We start from the raw sequence: 18,211 nt of genomic DNA, 5'->3' as shown, positions 1-18,211 counted from the left end.
TTCTGAAGTTCATGCAGCCAGACTTCAACATGCAATCTCTGTGACTTTGCGTTTCAGCGTTTCAACTTGTCCAAATGCAGACTTCAGGCCAAACGGATGCCGCCATCTTCAAGCACGATCAGGCGTTTCTTATAGAGTTCGCCTACGGCTTTCTTGAATGTTTTCTTGCTTACGCCAAAAGTATCATAAATCGTTTCGGCGTCCGTTTTGTCATTGATTGAAGTACGTCCGCCCTTATCCTTGATAAACTGCAGAAGCACTTCCGCAAAATCATCAACCTTGCGGAAACCCGCCTGCTGCAATTCCAGATCAATCTTGCCGTCAGGGCGTACCTGCTTCACAAACGCAGGAAGCTTCATGCCTGTTGCCAGCTGCTGGAAAATCTCATTATGGTACAGCATGCCTCCAAACTTATTGTCCACAATCACCTTATAACCCAAATCAGTGCGCTGCCATACCATCACTTCCACCTCGTCGCCCGGCAAGTAGTCTGCCCGTTCGCGCGAGAGATAACGCTCCACCCTTGCAGAGCCCATGATACGGTAACTCTCCTCATCAAGATCCACATACACCACATAGCGGCGTCCTTTCTGCATCTTGACTTTCTGCTCGCGGAAAGGCACGAACAGATCTTTCATCAGTCCCCAGTCGAGAAAGGCGCCATACTCATTCACCCACGCCACCTCCAGGCATGCGAAGTCGCCTACCTGCGCATAGGGCTGCTGCGTAGTAGCCACCAGCCGCTCTTCCATATCAAGGTAAATAAACACGTTCAATATGTCGCCGGGAGCACTTCCTTCAGGCACATACTTCAACGGAAGCAGAATCTCTCCGTCTTCATCTCCGTCAAGATATACACCAAAATCCACTTCCTTAACTATCTCCAACTGATTGTATCGTCCTAATTTTATATGACTCATAATTCTTCTTTTTTAATTTTTCCGTCAATGATATGTATTGTTCTGTCTGTCTTTGAAGCCAGCCCTTCGTCATGGGTCACGATAACAAAAGTCTGCCCCAGCCGGTCACGCAAATCAAAGAACAGACGATGCAGTTCTTCCTTGTTCTGCGTGTCGAGGCTTCCCGAAGGCTCATCCGCCAACACCGCCGAAGGACGGTTCACCAAAGCGCGTGCAACCGCAACGCGCTGCTTCTCTCCCCCCGACAATTCGGCCGGCTTGTGCGAAGCACGATCCTGCAGGCCCATCAGCTCCAGCATTTCCATAGCCTTCCGGCGAGCGTTCCCTGCCGACTCCCCTCGTATCAGAGCAGGTATCGCAACGTTCTCAAGCGCTGTAAACTCAGGCAAAAGCTGGTGAAACTGAAACACAAAACCGATTTCCTTGTTCCGGAACGCTGAAAGAGCTTTCTCATTCAGACGGTTCACCTCGGTTCCGTTCAGCACGACACGCCCCGAATCAGGTCTGTCAAGGGTTCCCATGATTTGCAGAAGCGTTGTTTTTCCGGCTCCGCTGGGTCCGACAATGCTCACAATCTCTCCTTTGGCGATTGTCAGATCGATTCCTTTCAGCACCTGCAAGGAACCGAAGCTTTTTGTTATACCTTCCAGTTCTATCATCATTTAATCTGTCTTTATTCTTGATAACTTCATGCCAGCTACAATTTTCCAATCACATATTCGGCCAAATAACATCCGAATACAGCCGGCATATAGCTTATAGTGCCTACGGTAGATTTCTTGTTGGCCTCTCCTTCTACCAGCACCACAGCTTCCGGGTCGGCCTGCTCCGTACTGAAGACAACCGGAAGCTTCCGCTTCATTCCCATCTTCTGCAGACGCTTTCTCACCGCCTTGCTCAATCCGCAGTGGTATGTATCCCACAGATCAGCGAACCGGATCTGAGTAATGTCTTTTTTAGCTCCCGCTCCCATGCTGCTGACGATCTTCATCCTGCGCTTCAACGCATGATAAATCAGAAAACATTTGGGAGCTACAGTATCTATCGCATCTACGATGAAATCAAACGCTGCACTGTCCAGCAGTTCGGGTATCGCCTCATCTTTCAGATAAACCGGCATCACATGCAACTCCAGTTCCGGATTGATATCCCTGAAACGCTCGGCCAGCACATCAACCTTGAAACGGCCCAAAGCCGAACGGAGAGCCGGAAGCTGGCGGTTCATGTTGCTCGGCTGCACCGTATCGGCATCCACAATCGTCATCTTTCCCACTCCGGCACGGCAAAGCATTTCGGCGGCATAAGCGCCCACGCCTCCCACACCGACCACCAGCACATGCGCCTTGCGCAGCCTCTCCATCTTTTCCTCACCCAGCAGCAGTTCGGTGCGCTGCTGCCATTCATCTCTCATTTCACTCATGAATCTTTCTTAAACCATTTATAGAACCAGTTTCCCACCTTATCATAATATTGCGTTTCGGCCCAGCCGCGCGGGTCGGCAAACGACAAAGCCTCATTGGGGTCACCCTTCTGATCCGGATAAAGCAGCATGATGCTGCAATTGTTGAAATACCTGGACACCTGCATGGGCAGACGCTCGAACGCCGAATCATAAGAGATCGATCCCCGGCGTGCGCTGACAATCACCAGCAAATGGTCGAAGTTCACCTGTCCGGTAATAATCAGCAGGTCATCCCAGTCTTCCAGTTCCTGATATTCTGTCAGCACATCCTTGTGCTTCTTCTGTATATACCCTTTCAGGTAGCCCAACGTCTGCGGATGAGCGAAAAAGTGCAAACGGCATCCCAACTGGGAACTCATGCGGCAGAGATGGGTGATCCATTTGACAAAGCCATGCTCAAACTCCGACTTGGGAGGCACTGCAACAATGATGCGGCGCAAGGTATTGACCGGCATCAGAAAGCGCGCGATCATCACCTGACGGTAAGTATTCTTGAGCAAGTCCTCCGTGAGGTTTCCAAAGAAAGAGTCGACGATGCTCGCCTTGTGATGCAGTCCGATGATAATGCTTGTGGCATCCACTTCCTTGGCTGTATGCAGAATGCCCGTCGCAATATTCAGGTCGAAACGGCTCAGCGCCCTCAGCGAAATATTGGCCGATGCAGCTATCTGTCCCGCACGCTCCAGGCTTCTTTTTCCTTTCATTTCCAGACGCACGGAATCGTTGTTGTCGTTAATCACATTCAACGCCACAAGGTTGCCGTCCATTTTTTCGTTACGGACCACCAGCGCCAACTGCATCAGGCTTTCCAGCGTGTCAGGGTTCGCAACCGGGATCAGGATGCATTCCTTGTCGTTTTCTTTATCCTCGTCCACCTCCACGTCATCCATCACAATCCGCTTGGCAGCATGTTCCGTCATGAACGAACTTACTACGCAAGTGACCAGAATCAGCAGAATGGTTCCGTTCAGCACATCTTCGTTCAACAGACGCTCTCCGCCGGGAAGAACGATATTATATCCCACCAGTACAGCCGCCAGCGTAGCCGCAGCCTGTGCATTGCTCAGCCCGAACATCAGTTCGCGCTCCACCGCCCGCATCCGATAGATCTTCTGTGTGAGCCATGAAGCGATCCACTTGCCTGTCAAAGCCACAACAATCATCACTGAAGCCACCTTGATAGAATCGAAATGCCCGAACAGAATGTTTACATTGATAAGCATTCCGACACCTATCAGAAAATAAGGAATGAACAAGGCGTTCCCCACAAACTCCAGATGGCTCATCAGCGGAGAAACATGAGGGATAAGCCGGTTCAGAACCAGTCCTACAAGAAAAGCGCCCAAAATGCCTTCCATCCCGATAAGCTCCATCAGAGCAGCGCCCAGAAACATCATCGCCATCACGAAGATGTACTGCACCACCTGATCGCTGTACCGCCGGAAAAACCAACGCCCGATACGCGGAAAGGTCAGCATAATCAACACGCTCAGCACCACGACTTTCAGCACGAGCCACACAAGAAACATGTCAGAGGTTTCTCCCTTGTACATGCCCGCAATGACCGCAAGCACAAGCAATGTCAGCGTGTCGGTTACCGCCGTACCCCCCACCGCAATGCTCACCGCCCGCTGCCGGTTGATTCCATAACGGATTACAATCGGATAAGCGATCAGCGTGTGCGACGCATACATGCTGGCAAGCAGCACGGAAGTTACAAGCGCATAATCAAGCAGATAAAGATTGGTCCAGATGCCTATTCCCAGCGGAATGACAAAAGCCAGGATTCCAAGCACCGTGGCCTTCACGCGGATGCTCTTGAAGTCCTCCATGTTCATCTCCAGCCCGGCCAGAAACATGATGTAATAAAGCCCCACCTTTCCGAAAAGCTCGAAACTGCTGTCGCGCGCAAGGATATTGAAGCCATGCTCGCCAACGACAATACCTGCCAGTATCATCCCGATAATGTGCGGAATGCGCAGTCTTTCAAGCAGAATCGGCGCGAAAAGTATGATTACCAATACCAAAAAGAAGATCCATGTCGGGTCAGTGACAGGCAAGCTTATATCGAAACGAACCAAATCGAGCAATTCTTTCATAAAAAGGGAAGACTTTAAATCTATTTGGGTACAAAAATACGAAAAAAGTTCCGCATTTTCACTTCTGTATCCCAAAATGTTGTAATTTTGCGAATTGATTGAAAGCTCTGATATTTTGCCACACTTTCCGTCATATACGATGCAATAAGGAACTAATTTAACAGATATACGAAGATGAAAGTAGCAATTGTAGGTGCGAGCGGTGCCGTAGGACAAGAGTTTCTGCGGGTGCTCGATGAAAGAAATTTTCCGATCGACGAACTGCTGTTATTCGGCTCATCACGCAGTGCCGGACGCAAATACACATTCCGGGGAAAAGAAATCGAAGTCAAACTTCTGCAGCACAACGATGACTTCAAAGGGGTAGACATCGCTTTCGCTTCGGCGGGAGCAGGCACATCGAAAGAATTTGCCGGAACAATCACCAAATACGGCGCAGTGATGATAGACAACTCCAGCGCATTCCGCATGGAAGAAGACATTCCGCTGGTCGTTCCGGAAGTGAATGCGGAGGATGCGCTGAATCGTCCGCGCAACATCATCGCCAACCCGAACTGCACGACCATCCAGATGGTTGTAGCACTGAAAGCCATCGAGAACCTGACACACATCAAACGGGTGCATGTGTCAACCTATCAGGCAGCCAGCGGCGCGGGAGCGGCAGCTATGGACGAACTGTATGAACAATACCGCCAGGTGCTGGCCGGAGAACCGGTAAAGGTGGAAAAGTTCGCATACCAGCTTGCATTCAACCTGATCCCTCAGATCGACGTGTTCACGGACAACGGATATACAAAGGAAGAAATGAAAATGTATAACGAAACGCGCAAGATCATGCACTCCGACGTGAAGGTAAGCGCAACCTGCGTACGCGTGCCGGCCCTGCGCTCGCACTCTGAAAGCATCTGGATTGAAACGGAACGGCCGGTTTCGGTAGAGGAGGCAAGAGAGGCTTTCGCGCACGGAGAAGGACTGGTGCTGATGGACAATCCCGAAAAGAAGGAATACCCCATGCCGCTGTTCCTCGCAGGCAAGGATCCCGTATATGTGGGACGCATCAGAAAGGACCTGGCCGACGAGAACGGTCTCACTTTCTGGATCGTTGGCGACCAGATCAAGAAGGGGGCTGCACTCAATGCCGTACAGATTGCCGAATACCTGATCAAGGTGAAAAATATCGGATAAAGCAGACGGAAACGGACAGGCTGCCTGCCAGCCGACGGACTTCAAAAGCACCGCAGAGGGTACGCTTGTTTTATATGCCTTGAATTATTCTTTATCTCCAGGCTGGAGATATGTGTCTTCACATTAAAGATATGTATCTCCAGTCTGGAGATTTGCATCTCTAGTCTGGAGATATAGATTTTGCCCCTGAAAGCGTTTTTTCCGAACGCCGTTCCTGCCGGTTCATAACGCCCGGGAAAAAGTCACTCCGGGAAGCTTACTTCGTTGATCACCTTGCCGTCCTTCAAGCGGATCCATGTGCGGAAGCCGCGTTCGCCTTCCGTAAGTTCAATGATACGGGCACCGTTTCCTCCCGGTATGTCATGGTACACTGTCTTTCCTCCGGTAAAGCGGCCGTAGCAGAGAAGCATCCCGTACCAGTTCACCACATAGTCATTCACATGGTCATGGCCCACAAAGGTAGCCATCACGTCACCGGCTTCCAGCATGGCTGCAAACAGCCCCGTATTGAGAGCCGGCGCACATGCCTTTTCCTTGCGCGTGCCTATCAGCAAAGCCTTTTCATCCTGAGCTGCCTGGTTGTATTCGGGAAGAGGTATATGGAAAAATGCCAGGGCAGGCAGCGGCTTCCCTCCGTTCCTGTCCGTATACCCTGCGCTCTCTCTGCGGAACCATTCCACCTGCTCGGGCTTGATCCAGTCATATCCCTTCACATCCTTCCGCCCGGAATACGAATGACTGTCAAGTACATACATCACTGCGGCATCTTTCTCCCCGTCAGAAGAGCGGACCGGAAGGATATAGTTTGTCACTCCCGGAAGGCCTTCCACCGTACCGGTCAGGTTATTCGGCTTCGCCTGGATGTAGTCGCTCAACTGCTCTCGGGTCATGTCCTGCTCGTCATCATGGTTGCCCCATGTTACGGCAAAGGGTATATTCCGCGAAACGACAGGCTCAAGTGCCTTGTCAAGCCCTTCGGTTGCGGGACGTCCATAAATCAAGTCGCCCGTATAGATGACAAAATCGGGTTTTTCTGCCTCCAGCACTTCATTCATGCGCACGGACGCCTCCTCGCTTGCCGGATTGCCGGCCACCCAGTGAACGTCTGTAAACTGCACGATCTTGAACTTTCCGTCGCTTCCGAAACGAAGTTGCTGCGCAAACAGGCTGCCTCCCATACAGCACAAGGCAACCAAACAAACAAGTCTATTTTTCATAATAAAACCGGTTTTTTGATGAATTATCAAACGATTTCCGGACAAAAGTAGCTCATGCCCGTTACATCACAATGACAAATATACAACATCCGTGCGACACTTCGCGGATTTTGTCCTTTTTATTCCGATGAAAATCATGGCGGATACAAGCCTAAGAATCCAAATATTTCGTATATTTGCTCTCGAAGGCACATGCCCGAACATTATTTTAAATCTGAATATCAACAAAACACATCTAATTATGGCAGATAATAAAGAAAAACTGTTTTCAGATTTCCCTCCTGTGTCTACCCAAGAATGGACAGACAAAGTGATGGCAGACCTGAAGGGGGCCGATTACGAAAAGAAGCTGGTATGGAAAACCAACGAAGGGTTCAAGGTAAAGCCTTTCTACCGCCAGGAAGACATTGAAGGATTGAAAACGACCGAAGGATTGCCGGGCGAATTTCCCTACATCAGGGGAAACAAGAAAGACGACAACACCTGGTTCATCCGGCAGGACATTGTGGCGGACGACGCAAAGGCTGCCAACGCCAAGGCACTCGACATCCTGAACAAAGGGGTGGATTCGCTGGGATTCTCCGTGAAAAAGACCGACTTGAATGCCGAATTCATCCGCACGCTCCTGCAAGACATCTGTTGCGAATGCATCGAACTGAACTTCTCCACCTGCCAGCGGCACACGCTGCTCCTCGCCCAACTGCTGGCTGACTATTTCAAGGAAAAAGGATACAGCCCGGAAAAGCTTCACGGTTCGCTCAACTTCGACCCGATCAGCAAGATGCTGCAAAAGGGGAAAGACGTGAGCGGCGTGTTCGCTTTCGGAAAGGAAATCGCCGAAACGCTGAAAGACTATCCCAACTTCCGGTGCATTGCAGTCAACTCAGTCATGCTGAACAACTCGGGCGCCTACATTTACCAGGAACTGGGATATGCACTGGCCTGGGGAAATGAATACATGCGCCAACTGACCGAAGCGGGAGTGCCGGCTGATCTGGCGGCAAAGAAAATCAAGTTCCACTTCGGCATCAGCTCAAACTATTTCATGGAAATCGCCAAGTTCCGCGCCGCACGCATGCTTTGGGCAAATATCGTGGCGCAATACAAGCCGGAACGGACAGAATCGTGCATGATGAACATACATGCGGAAACATCGACATTCAATCTCACCTTATTTGATTCTTACGTAAACCTGCTCCGCACACAGACCGAAACGATGAGCGCAGCCATCGCAGGAGTCGACTCCATCACAGTCACTCCGTTCGACAAGGTATATGAAACGCCCAACGATTTCTCGGAACGTCTGGCGCGCAACCAGCAGCTCCTGCTGAAAGAGGAATCTCACTTCAACCGTGTGGCAGATGCAGCCGGAGGATCATACTATATCGAAACGCTGACCGCCTCCATCGCCAAAGAAGCATGGAAACTTTTCCTTCAGACAGAAGATGAGGGCGGAATGCTGGAAGGCATCAAAGCCGGAACAGTGCAGAATGCGGTGAATGCCAGCAACAAGGCGCGTCACGAGGCTGTGTCCAGAAGAAAAGAGATTCTGCTGGGAACCAACCAGTATCCGAACTTTAGCGAACAGGCCGGCAACAAGGCGCCTTTGGAACATGCCTGCTGCTGCGGAAACGGAAAAGAGCATGGACACGAATGCGAAAAGCCTTTCCCGGCACTGAATACCGAACGTGCGGCAAGCGAGTTCGAGGCCTTGCGCCTGGAAACGGAACATTCGGGCAAACGTCCGAAAGCTTTCATGCTGACCATCGGCAACCTGGCCATGCGTCAGGCACGCGCCCAATTCTCGTGCAATTTCCTCGCCTGTGCAGGTTATGAGGTTATCGACAATTTAGGCTTCGCCACGGTTGAAGAGGGAGTTGAAGCGGCTCTCAAGGCAAACGCAGACATTGTGGTGCTCTGCTCAAGCGATGACGAGTATGCAGCATATGCAGTTCCGGCATTCAAGGCTCTCAACGGACGCGCGATGTTTATCGTGGCAGGAGCCCCGGCATGCATGGACGATCTGAAAGCTGCCGGAATCGAGAATTTCATCCATGTGCGCTGCAACGTGCTGGAAACCTTACGCGAGTATAACAAACAACTACTGTAAATCAGGACAAACCATGAAACCGAATTTTAAAGACATTGACATATTTGCCGGATTCCACCCCCAAAACGGAAAAGAATGGCAGAAAGAAAACAACATTACAGCCAACTGGAACACGCCCGAACAGATTCCGGTGAAACCTGTCTATACAAAGGAAGACCTGGAAGGCATGGAGCACCTGAACTATGCGGCCGGCATTCCTCCCTATCTCAGAGGACCGTACTCCATGATGTACACCTTCCGCCCATGGACCATCCGCCAGTATGCCGGATTTTCCACCGCTGAAGAGTCGAACGCATTCTACCGCCGCAACCTGGCATCAGGACAGAAAGGTCTGTCGGTTGCTTTCGACCTTCCTACTCACCGCGGCTACGATCCGGACCATCCGCGCGTAGTGGGAGATGTGGGCAAAGCAGGCGTTTCCATCTGCTCGCTCGACAACATGAAGGTGCTGTTCGACGGGATTCCACTGAACAAGATGTCGGTGTCGATGACAATGAACGGCGCGGTGCTTCCCGTCATGGCATTCTACATCAACGCCGGACTGGAACAGGGGGCAAAGCTGGAAGAGATGGCCGGAACCATCCAGAACGACATTCTGAAAGAGTTCATGGTGCGCAACACCTACATCTATCCGCCAGCCTTTTCCATGAAGATTATTTCTGACATCTTCGAATATACTTCGCAGAAGATGCCGAAGTTCAACTCAATCTCCATTTCGGGCTACCACATGCAGGAAGCCGGAGCCACAGCCGACATCGAACTCGCCTACACGCTGGCCGACGGACTGGAATACTTGCGCGCAGGCATCGCCGCGGGAATCGACATCGATGCCTTCGCTCCCCGCCTTTCGTTCTTCTGGGCCATCGGAATGAATCATTTTATGGAAATCGCCAAGATGCGCGCGGCACGTATGCTTTGGGCAAAAATCGTAAAGCAGTTCAATCCGAAGAACCCGAAATCGCTGGCTCTGCGCACACACTCGCAAACCTCGGGATGGTCGCTCACCGAACAGGACCCGTTCAACAACGTCGGACGCACATGCATCGAAGCCATGGCAGCGGCGTTGGGCCACACCCAGTCACTCCACACCAATGCGCTGGACGAAGCCATCGCCTTGCCTACCGACTTTTCGGCACGCATCGCACGCAACACGCAAATTTACATTCAGGAAGAAACCCAGATCTGCAAGAACGTCGATCCGTGGGCAGGTTCTTATTACGTGGAATCGCTGACCAACGAAATCGCGCACAAGGCATGGGAGCACATTCAGGAAATTGAAAAGCTGGGAGGCATGGCCAAAGCCATCGAAACAGGCATTCCGAAAATGCGCATTGAGGAAGCCGCCGCACGCACCCAGGCACGTATCGACTCGGGCGAACAGACCATCGTGGGAACCAACAAGTACCGGCTGGAAAAGGAAGATCCGATCGATATTCTGGAAGTAGACAACACTGCAGTGCGTCAGGAACAGATCGAAAACCTGCGCCGCCTGAAAGAAGGAAGAAACCAGGCCGAAGTAGACAAGGCGCTGGAAGCCATCACCGAATGCGCACGCACCGGCAAGGGCAACTTGTTGGAACTGGCGGTAGAAGCGGCCCGTGTACGCGCTACCTTGGGAGAAATATCAGACGCCTGCGAAAAAGTAGTGGGACGCTATAAAGCAGTAATCAGAACCATATCAGGAGTGTATTCATCAGAAAGTAAAAAGGATGCAGATTTCGCCAGAGCGTGCGAACTGACCGAAGAATTTGCAAAGAAAGAAGGGCGCCGTCCGCGTATCATGATAGCCAAGATGGGACAGGACGGACACGACCGAGGTGCAAAAGTAGTGGCAACCGGCTTTGCCGACTGCGGTTTCGACGTAGACATGGGACCGTTGTTCCAGACTCCGGAAGAAGCTGCGCGCGAAGCGGTAGAAAACGATGTGCATGCCGTGGGAGTTTCTTCGCTGGCCGCAGGACACAAGACACTGATTCCGCAAATCATGGAAGAGCTGAAGCGCATGGGACGCGAAGACATTCTGGTGTTTGCCGGAGGTGTCATCCCTCCGCAAGACTATGACTTCCTGTACAAGGCTGGCGTTATCGCCATCTTCGGACCGGGCACATCGGTTGCGAAATGCGCCTGCCAGGTAATGGACATCCTGCTTGACACGGAAGAATAAGCGCACAACCCTGACAAAATGAGCGGCCATCATGATGAAGATGACCGCTCATTTTCATGAAAACAAACGCCCATGTGCGGAACGCTAAAAATGGTATGCCACAGATAGCTGGGGAATGATCATCACCATTTTAAGCTTGTCACGCCGGGCAAAGGGAGATTCAAAAGAATAGTCGTTCCCATCATGCAGATTATAGAACCAGTAAAACTCTCCCGAAAGGGAAAGTCTTGTGCTCAGATGCCGGTTCACCTGATAAGCGAGTCCAATGTTCACATTCACGCCGAAGCCTGAAGCTGGCGCATCGTATGCATACCGGCCAACCGTTCCGCTGCTCTTGTAGTGGGCATATCCCACTCCCAAATCAATGTTGCTTGTAAGTCCTTCAAAAAACAGGCTCTTGTCGATATTCGAGAATTGGGGAGCGACATACATGACCTGCACATCTTCGTCCAGCAGATCAGGAACACTTCCCGCTATGTCACGGCTATGCAGATAATGCCTGAACGTCACACCATAACCCAGGCTTCTACAATAATTCAGCACATCCACACTGTACTGGAAGCCGCAGTTCCCTTTCTGTTTCGGGCCATACCACGCCGATTCGCCCGTTCCGGCCTGATTTGCAAAGCCTGCTCCGGCCCCCACACGCACAAGCAGGCCGTCCCCGCGCTCCCTTTCCGGAAGTCCGGCCACAGCTTCAAACGCCACAGCCAGCAAACAACACACAAATGCCAAGTTTTTCATATAGAATTAATTAAAAAGGTCGTCATCACAAAAATAGCTTTTTTTTTCATTTCACAAAATGAAGTCACTATCTTTGCTTTCAAGAAAAGCAAAACCCATGAAAAAGTTCGTTATCTTATTCTGCCTTCTGCTGGCAAGCGCCGGAATGCAAGCCGGGCATGATACCCAATCCTTCCGCCAATGGCAGGACAACAAATTCTCAATGTTCATCCACTTCGGGCTTTACTCCAAATTGGGAGGCGTGTGGAAAGGAAAACCCGTGACGCAAGGATACAGCGAACAGATCATGGCTTTCGCTCCCGTTCCAAAAGACAAATACGAAGCACTGGCCGGAGAGTTCAATCCGAATTGCTTCAATGCAGACTCAATCGCCGCTCTTGCCAAGCGTGCCGGAATGCGCTCGGTTGTGCTCACCAGCAAGCATCACGACGGATTCTGCCTGTTCCGCACGAAAACGACAGCCTACAACATTTATGACGCATCGCCATGCAAACGTGACCTGGTGAAAGAAATGGCGGAAGCCTGCAAACGCGCGGGACTGAATTTCGGGCTCTACTTCTCGCTCATCGACTGGCATTGCCCGTATGCTTCGCCTATGGCACCGCACAATGCGAATTTCATTCCGTCCAAACACCACGAATACAGCAAGGCACAGCTGAAAGAACTGCTCACCCGCTACGGACCTATCTCAGAGCTATGGTTTGACATGGGGTCGAACACGCCGGAACAAAGCAGGGAGCTTTATGAACTGGTACACCGGATACAGCCTTCGTGCATGGTAAGCGGAAGGCTCGGAAACGATTGCTACGACTTCTGCGTGATGGGCGACAACCAATATCCGGACGCTACTCTCCAGACACCGTGGCAGACATGCGCCTCGATGTTCAACGAAACATGGGGCTACCGTTCGTGGCAAAAACGGGAAAATGCAAAAGAAAAAGCCGCAGAAAAGATGCGCGCACTGGCCAACGTGGTTTCTCACGGAGGAAACTACCTGCTGAATATCGGTCCCGACGGACAAGGGAATGTGATTTCATTCGAAAGACAGGTGCTGGAAAGAATCGGGAAATGGCTCGGGCAGTACGGATATGCAGTATACGGAAGTGATTCTTCTCCCTTCAACGAAGAATTTGACTGGGGAACAGCCGCACGAAAAGGGAAGCAGCTCTATCTGTTTCTTTCAGGCAACTATCCCAAAGACGGAAAAATCACTTTCAACATGCCGGGATACGTGCTGGAAAAGGGGGACGGAAAAATGGCATCCTACCTGCAATACGGGGACGAGATTGTGCTCACCGTCCCGGCTTCAGCCTACAAAGACAGCGTGATTCATGTGCTCACTCTAGACTTCGACAAAGAAATCACCCGCTTCCCCGGGAAAAACGTAAGGAGCACGTCACTGACCGCACAGAACGCGACACCCCTCTACAGTTATTCGTGCTTCGACTATTACACCAACTACAAGAGCATCATCGGATATTCGTGGAATTTCGACCAGATTCTTCTCAAACAGCTTGATCTGATTTACACTCCGCAAGAAAAAGGGAAGACAATCGATCTGACCATCGACCAAAAGACTTATACGGTAGAGTTGGGCGAAGGAAAACCGCAAAGCCAAGATCCGTTGCCCGGGACAACATGGGGAGGCCTTTACCTATGCGGCCCCAAACATACTTCATTTGACGCTCCGGCAGCTCCGGAAACGGAAAGAAACGGCTGGAAGAAGCTGGATGCAGACAGCGGAACAGTGGCCTGCAAGCCATTTGAAACCTACTACCTGATGCAGGAGGTCGAATCTCCCCGGCAGCAACGGGTGATAGCGGAAATAGGTGCCGGAAACGGCATTGAGGTCTGCGTGAACGGAGTTTCCATCATGAAACACCTGAATCACTACCGATGCTCTTTCCGCAAGGAACAGGTAGCCATTCCGCTGCGCAAAGGAAAGAACTGCATAGTCATACGGCTCTACAACCGTTTTGAAAACCGGTTCGGCTATTTATTCCGCACAGCAGAAAAGCCCGTCACATACAAACAGGAAATAACTCTTCCCGAAATACTGAACGGGAAATCGCACACCGTAACCGTCAAGCCTCACAAGCCGGCTTCACCTCATACCGACGCGGAACTTTCGAACCTCCGCATCCGTCTCCGGAGGATTGCCATGTAGTTTCCTTAAAAAGGGCAAAGGGAGTCTGCGGAACAACCGGCTTACACCCCTGCGAGGGTGACGGACTCCCCTAACTCCCTTTAGCTCCTGCAAGGCAATAAATTCCTGCCTCAATAAATCGCTTCCGCAATTTTCCGCACGCTGTCTGATGCAAGAAGCGTATAGAAATGCAGTCCTTCCACACCGTGGCGAATCAGATCCTTGCATTGCTCGATGCTCCATTCCACACCCACTTCCTTCACTTCGTCGTCCGTCTTGCACTTTCGAAGCTCGGCGGCAAAAGGTTCGGGAATGTCCGTGCGGAACACTCTCGGCAGTACCGTAAGCTGACTCTTCAGCACTACCGGCTTGATTCCGGGAATGATCGGCACATTAATGCCCTCTTTCCGGCAGCGTTCTACAAACGAATAATACTTCTCATTGTCAAAAAACATCTGAGTCACCACATAGTCCGCTCCGTTGCGAACCTTTTCTTTCAGGTAATAAATATCCGACTCCATGTTGGGAGCCTCCTCATGCTTTTCGGGATAGCAGGCCATGCCATAAGAGAAAGGCGTGTCTATGCCCTCGATCTTCGATCCGTCGAGCGCGATTCCCTGGTTGAACAGATTCACCTGCCGCTGGAGATCGGTGGCGTGTTCGTGATACAAATCCCTGTCTTTTGCAGGAATGTCGAGCGATTTCGCATCTCCGCGCAAAAGAAGCAGGTTGGAAATCCCCAAAAAGTTCAGGTCGAGCAGCGCATATTCCGTTTCTTCCTTCGTGAATCCCTTACAGATAATGTGCGGCACAGCCTGAATGCCGTACTTGTTCTGAATGGCCGCGGCCACAGCCACCGTACCCGGACGTTTGCGCACCGTAGCCTTTTTCAAGTTTCCATCAGCCTGGGGCACGTAGACCGTTTCGCTGTGATGCGAGGTGATGTTGATGTATTTCGGACCGAATTCTTTCAGCTTGTCGATTACATTATAAACCTTCTGGATGCTGTTACCTTTGAGCGGAGGCAGAATCTCGAACGAGAAGACCGGCTTCCCTGTGCTCTTATTCTCTTCTATAAAATCACGGACTTTCATAACTGTATTTTGTATTTTCAAGCACAAAGGTAACGAATCCTTAAAGAAACGAACAAACATTATTCGTTTTTTTAAGGATTCTGTCTTTTATCTTTTATTTTCGTCCGATGTTGCAATGCGCAGCACAGCATTTTTTTCCTGCACATTATGCTCAACTTCAGATTCGGAAGTGTTCAGCTTGCCCGCTTTCTTGGTCTTGATGAGAAGCACTCCGTTTTTTCCTTCATCACCATACTCCTCTATACCCTTGGCACCTTTTCTAAATATACTGATGCTTTCTATCTGGTTTTGGTCGAGTTTGCCAGGATCGCCCGTATATTTTTCTCCGTCCACAAGGATCAGTGCTTTTGACAAATCCTGTTCCACCGGCTTTTCGTCCGTTCCTGCAACCTTATCCACATCTGCCTTTCCCTCCTGCTCCTGAAGCTTAAACACGATAGGCAGAACAAATCTTGTCCGCACCGGCTTTCCGTCCACACGTCCAGGATTCCATTTCGGCATCGAACCGATCACCCTAAGTGCCTCGGCATCCAGATACGGATCTGCTCCTTGCAGCACATGCATGCCTGAAAGGCTTCCGTCCTTTTCCACAACGAAACGAACGGCCACATTTCCCTCTATATGATTTTCAATGGCCTTTACAGGATAACGCAGGTTCATAGCAAGAAAACGGAAGCACTCCTTCATCCCTCCGGGATATTCCGGCACCATGTCCACCTCATCGAATATCTTTTCGGCCTTGCTTTCATCGGCAGAAGCATAGCCCACAACCACCACTTCGTTGTCTTTCAGGCTTCCTTTCTTCGATTTCAAAATCAGCATTCTGCCCTTCAGGCTGTCTTTCGGCTGCGCTGCCGGTCCGTTTTCCACACTTTTAACTTCATCCGCTTTCACAAATGCGGACAAATCTGTAACTTTGGCATTCGAAATTTCGCCCAACGGGTCTGAAACTTCGGGACGTGCAAAGGCGGCAACCGCCACGGCTGCCAGCGGAAGCACATAAACACACTTCATGCGCGCCCACGGATTGGATTTTCTTTTGATCATCATAGTGATACGTTTTTTAAGTGAACTGTGATTAAAGCTGTTGGCAAGAGAGTAGAGCCTTGCGCCAACGGCTTTTTTTATTAACAACAACTGATATTCTTTTGCATCGGCTCCGCCACACACGGCCGCTTCGTCAGCTTCATATTCGTGCACCGCCTGCAACTCGCGCCTCAGCCACCATACGGCCGGATTGAACCACTGGACACATGCCAGCAGCCCAGCAAACAAAAGGTCGTACGAATGGTACAGACGCACGTGCGCCTCTTCGTGAAGAAGAATCACTTTTCCATTTTCGCGCCAGTCTTTTTCAGACATCACCACAAACTTCATCCAACTGAACGGAGGCGCCTCACGCCTGTGCAGCACGAGGACACTTCCGTCAGAAAGCTGCTCTCTCTTGGCTCCGTCAAGCAGCCGGAACATACGGAATGCAGAGGCAACATGCCAGAAAAACGTGGCCAGCATCCCGGCAAAGTAAAGCAGCACGACAAAGCCTGCCCACGGAAACGCCGCCTCTTGAGTGCCATATTCCGGAAGCACATCCTGCGCAAGCCACCATTCTTCCGCCACAAAGAAAGAAGGAACGGCTGCATCCCCGTTGTCTAAGTGAATCTGCACCAACGGAAGCACACACGACAATACCGCCACGCCCAGCAACATGCACCGGTTGAAGCGGTGAAACGTTTCCCGGCTCAGCAGCACTTTATAGAATACGACAAATACAGCCAGGCACGCCGATGACTTCAATATATAAACCAGAACTTCTCCCATACGCTTCGTGTCATTTCCTTTCTTTTTCCCGATCCGCCTCTTCCACACGGCGCACAAGCTCCTTCAGCTCGTCAAGCGAAAGCTCTTCTTCCTTGACCAGCGAAGAAACGACATCGAGATACGAATTGTTGAAATACTTGCTTATCACCCCCTTCAGCGTCCGGCGCTTGAACTCTTCACGCGAAACCACCGGAAAATACCGGTAAGTGTTTCCGAACGCCGTGTGAGAAAGATAGCCTTTCTCCTCCAGCCCGCGCACAATCGTCGAAAGGGTATTGAAATGCGGACGCGGCTCTTCATAAAGCTCCACTATCTGCCTTACGAACAGGGGGCCTTTCTCCCAGAAAAATCCCATCACTTCTTCTTCTTTTCCTGTCAGTGTTTTCATAACGATATCTTTTTGTTCCACAAACAAACTAAAAGTTTTAGTTACACAACTAAACTATATAGTTAAACTAATTAAAAAGAGAAAAGAAATCCGCCACATCATGCGCAAACGGTCTGTATGCCATAAAATTAAGCCACACATTCGCCGGACGGAAAATAAAGGCAGACTTTCATTTTCAAACATCCGATGCCAGCGCAAAAAGGTTATCTCCAGACTAAAGATATATGTATCCAGCCTAAAGATGTAAATCTCCAGTCTGGAGATAAAGATTCATCCGCGTTACTCCGCCTTTTCTCGCGGACAAAAATGATTTTCCGAACGCACAAAAGCATAAAAATGACCGCACAGACTCACCCGTCCGAACGGTCAGAAAAACAGCAAAAGCATACAGGTTCCCCAAAAGATGCCTTCGGAGCAGTTTCCGGAACCTCCGCTTCAGTCAAGCCACCCGGCTATTCCAGTCCATCCACATCCAGTTCTTCGCTTTTCCGATAGCCCGAACTGGTGAGGACAGCGACCAGCTGCAGATTCTCGTCCATGATGCGCACTTCGATGAAAGGCACGCGGGCATGGTTGAACACCTCGTTCGCTTCGGCATAAACATATCCCTTCCGTGCCGGACGGAGAAACGTGATCTGCGCATTGAGCGAAAGCGTAAGCTTCTCGCGGCTGTTGGCCACTGCTGCAAAAGCCAGGTCGGCCAGCGTGAACAAGGCACCGCCCTGGCACACTCCCCCGGCATTCAGATGATTGTCTGTCACTTCCATCCGGGCTTTGGCATATCCCGGACTGATTTCAAGAAGTTCCACTCCGGCACAAGCCGCAAAACGATCGTGCGAGAGCATTTCTTTCAGCGTCCCCATA

14 protein-coding genes are annotated in these 18,211 nt (G+C 50.8%); 4 read left to right on the top strand and 10 right to left on the bottom strand.

Annotated elements, in window-relative coordinates; genetic code table 11:
* Positions 1-83: 83 nt before the first annotated feature.
* The 4 genes from NW212_RS10575 to NW212_RS10560 are packed head-to-tail and all read right to left on the bottom strand — an operon-like array spanning position 84 to position 4,481.
* On the bottom strand, positions 84-920 hold the full coding sequence (locus NW212_RS10575; protein WP_258338615.1) for a S1 RNA-binding domain-containing protein: 837 nt from the start codon (positions 918-920) through the stop codon (positions 84-86).
* A complete protein-coding gene (locus NW212_RS10570; RefSeq protein ID WP_258338638.1) occupies positions 917-1,579 on the bottom strand; it encodes an ABC transporter ATP-binding protein in 663 nt (220 codons plus the stop codon). The genes NW212_RS10575 and NW212_RS10570 overlap by 4 nt, the downstream gene beginning before the upstream one ends.
* 38 nt (positions 1,580-1,617) lie before the next feature.
* Positions 1,618-2,340 (bottom strand): tRNA threonylcarbamoyladenosine dehydratase, encoded by a 723-nt coding sequence (locus tag NW212_RS10565; protein ID WP_258338614.1) that lies wholly within the window; start codon positions 2,338-2,340, stop codon positions 1,618-1,620.
* Positions 2,337-4,481: a cation:proton antiporter gene (locus NW212_RS10560; protein WP_258338613.1), complete on the bottom strand. Its 2,145-nt coding sequence runs from the start codon at positions 4,479-4,481 to the stop codon at positions 2,337-2,339. The genes NW212_RS10565 and NW212_RS10560 overlap by 4 nt, the downstream gene beginning before the upstream one ends.
* Positions 4,482-4,655: 174 nt before the next feature.
* On the opposite strand from NW212_RS10560, the gene NW212_RS10555 reads away from it, so the two are divergent.
* On the top strand, positions 4,656-5,666 hold the full coding sequence (locus NW212_RS10555) for an aspartate-semialdehyde dehydrogenase (RefSeq protein ID WP_258338612.1): 1,011 nt from the start codon (positions 4,656-4,658) through the stop codon (positions 5,664-5,666).
* Between the two features lie 242 nt (positions 5,667-5,908).
* On the opposite strand, the gene NW212_RS10550 is transcribed toward NW212_RS10555, so the two are convergent.
* Positions 5,909-6,883 (bottom strand): metallophosphoesterase family protein, encoded by a 975-nt coding sequence (locus NW212_RS10550; RefSeq protein ID WP_258338611.1) that lies wholly within the window; start codon positions 6,881-6,883, stop codon positions 5,909-5,911.
* A gap of 241 nt (positions 6,884-7,124) precedes the next feature.
* On the opposite strand from NW212_RS10550, the gene mutA reads away from it, so the two are divergent.
* Both mutA and scpA read left to right on the top strand, forming a co-directional pair.
* A complete protein-coding gene (gene mutA, locus NW212_RS10545) occupies positions 7,125-8,993 on the top strand; it encodes a methylmalonyl-CoA mutase small subunit (protein ID WP_258338610.1) in 1,869 nt (622 codons plus the stop codon).
* 13 nt (positions 8,994-9,006) lie between these two features.
* The gene (gene scpA / locus NW212_RS10540) at positions 9,007-11,157 is read left to right on the top strand and encodes a methylmalonyl-CoA mutase (RefSeq protein WP_258338609.1); all 2,151 of its coding nucleotides are present in this window, start codon (positions 9,007-9,009) and stop codon (positions 11,155-11,157) included.
* Positions 11,158-11,241: 84 nt separating this feature from the next.
* Here the strand turns inward: scpA and NW212_RS10535 are convergent, their stop codons facing one another.
* Positions 11,242-11,901 (bottom strand): hypothetical protein, encoded by a 660-nt coding sequence (locus NW212_RS10535; RefSeq protein WP_258338608.1) that lies wholly within the window; start codon positions 11,899-11,901, stop codon positions 11,242-11,244.
* A 97-nt stretch (positions 11,902-11,998) separates the two neighbouring features.
* Between NW212_RS10535 and NW212_RS10530 the strand changes: the two genes are divergently transcribed.
* A complete protein-coding gene (locus NW212_RS10530) occupies positions 11,999-14,068 on the top strand; it encodes an alpha-L-fucosidase (protein WP_258338607.1) in 2,070 nt (689 codons plus the stop codon).
* A gap of 110 nt (positions 14,069-14,178) precedes the next feature.
* Here the strand turns inward: NW212_RS10530 and metF are convergent, their stop codons facing one another.
* The 4 genes from metF to NW212_RS10510 form a co-directional block, all read right to left on the bottom strand.
* Positions 14,179-15,141, bottom strand: a complete 963-nt coding sequence (metF, locus tag NW212_RS10525; protein WP_258338606.1) for a methylenetetrahydrofolate reductase [NAD(P)H] — start codon at positions 15,139-15,141, stop codon at positions 14,179-14,181.
* Positions 15,142-15,228: 87 nt separating this feature from the next.
* Complete coding sequence (locus NW212_RS10520) at positions 15,229-16,959, bottom strand: M56 family metallopeptidase (RefSeq protein ID WP_258338605.1); 1,731 nt, start codon at positions 16,957-16,959, stop codon at positions 15,229-15,231.
* 10 nt (positions 16,960-16,969) lie between these two features.
* Positions 16,970-17,347, bottom strand: a complete 378-nt coding sequence (locus NW212_RS10515) for a BlaI/MecI/CopY family transcriptional regulator (RefSeq protein ID WP_258338604.1) — start codon at positions 17,345-17,347, stop codon at positions 16,970-16,972.
* Positions 17,348-17,799: 452 nt separating this feature from the next.
* Positions 17,800-18,210: a PaaI family thioesterase gene (locus NW212_RS10510; protein WP_258338603.1), complete on the bottom strand. Its 411-nt coding sequence runs from the start codon at positions 18,208-18,210 to the stop codon at positions 17,800-17,802.
* Position 18,211 lies beyond the last annotated feature (1 nt).

This window comes from Bacteroides sp. ET225 (genome assembly GCF_024733745.1).
GTDB classification, from domain to species: Bacteria; Bacteroidota; Bacteroidia; order Bacteroidales; family Bacteroidaceae; genus Phocaeicola; species Phocaeicola excrementipullorum.
The sequence above is the reverse complement of the archived record's forward strand: the minus strand, read 5'-3'. Positions and strand labels throughout refer to the sequence as shown.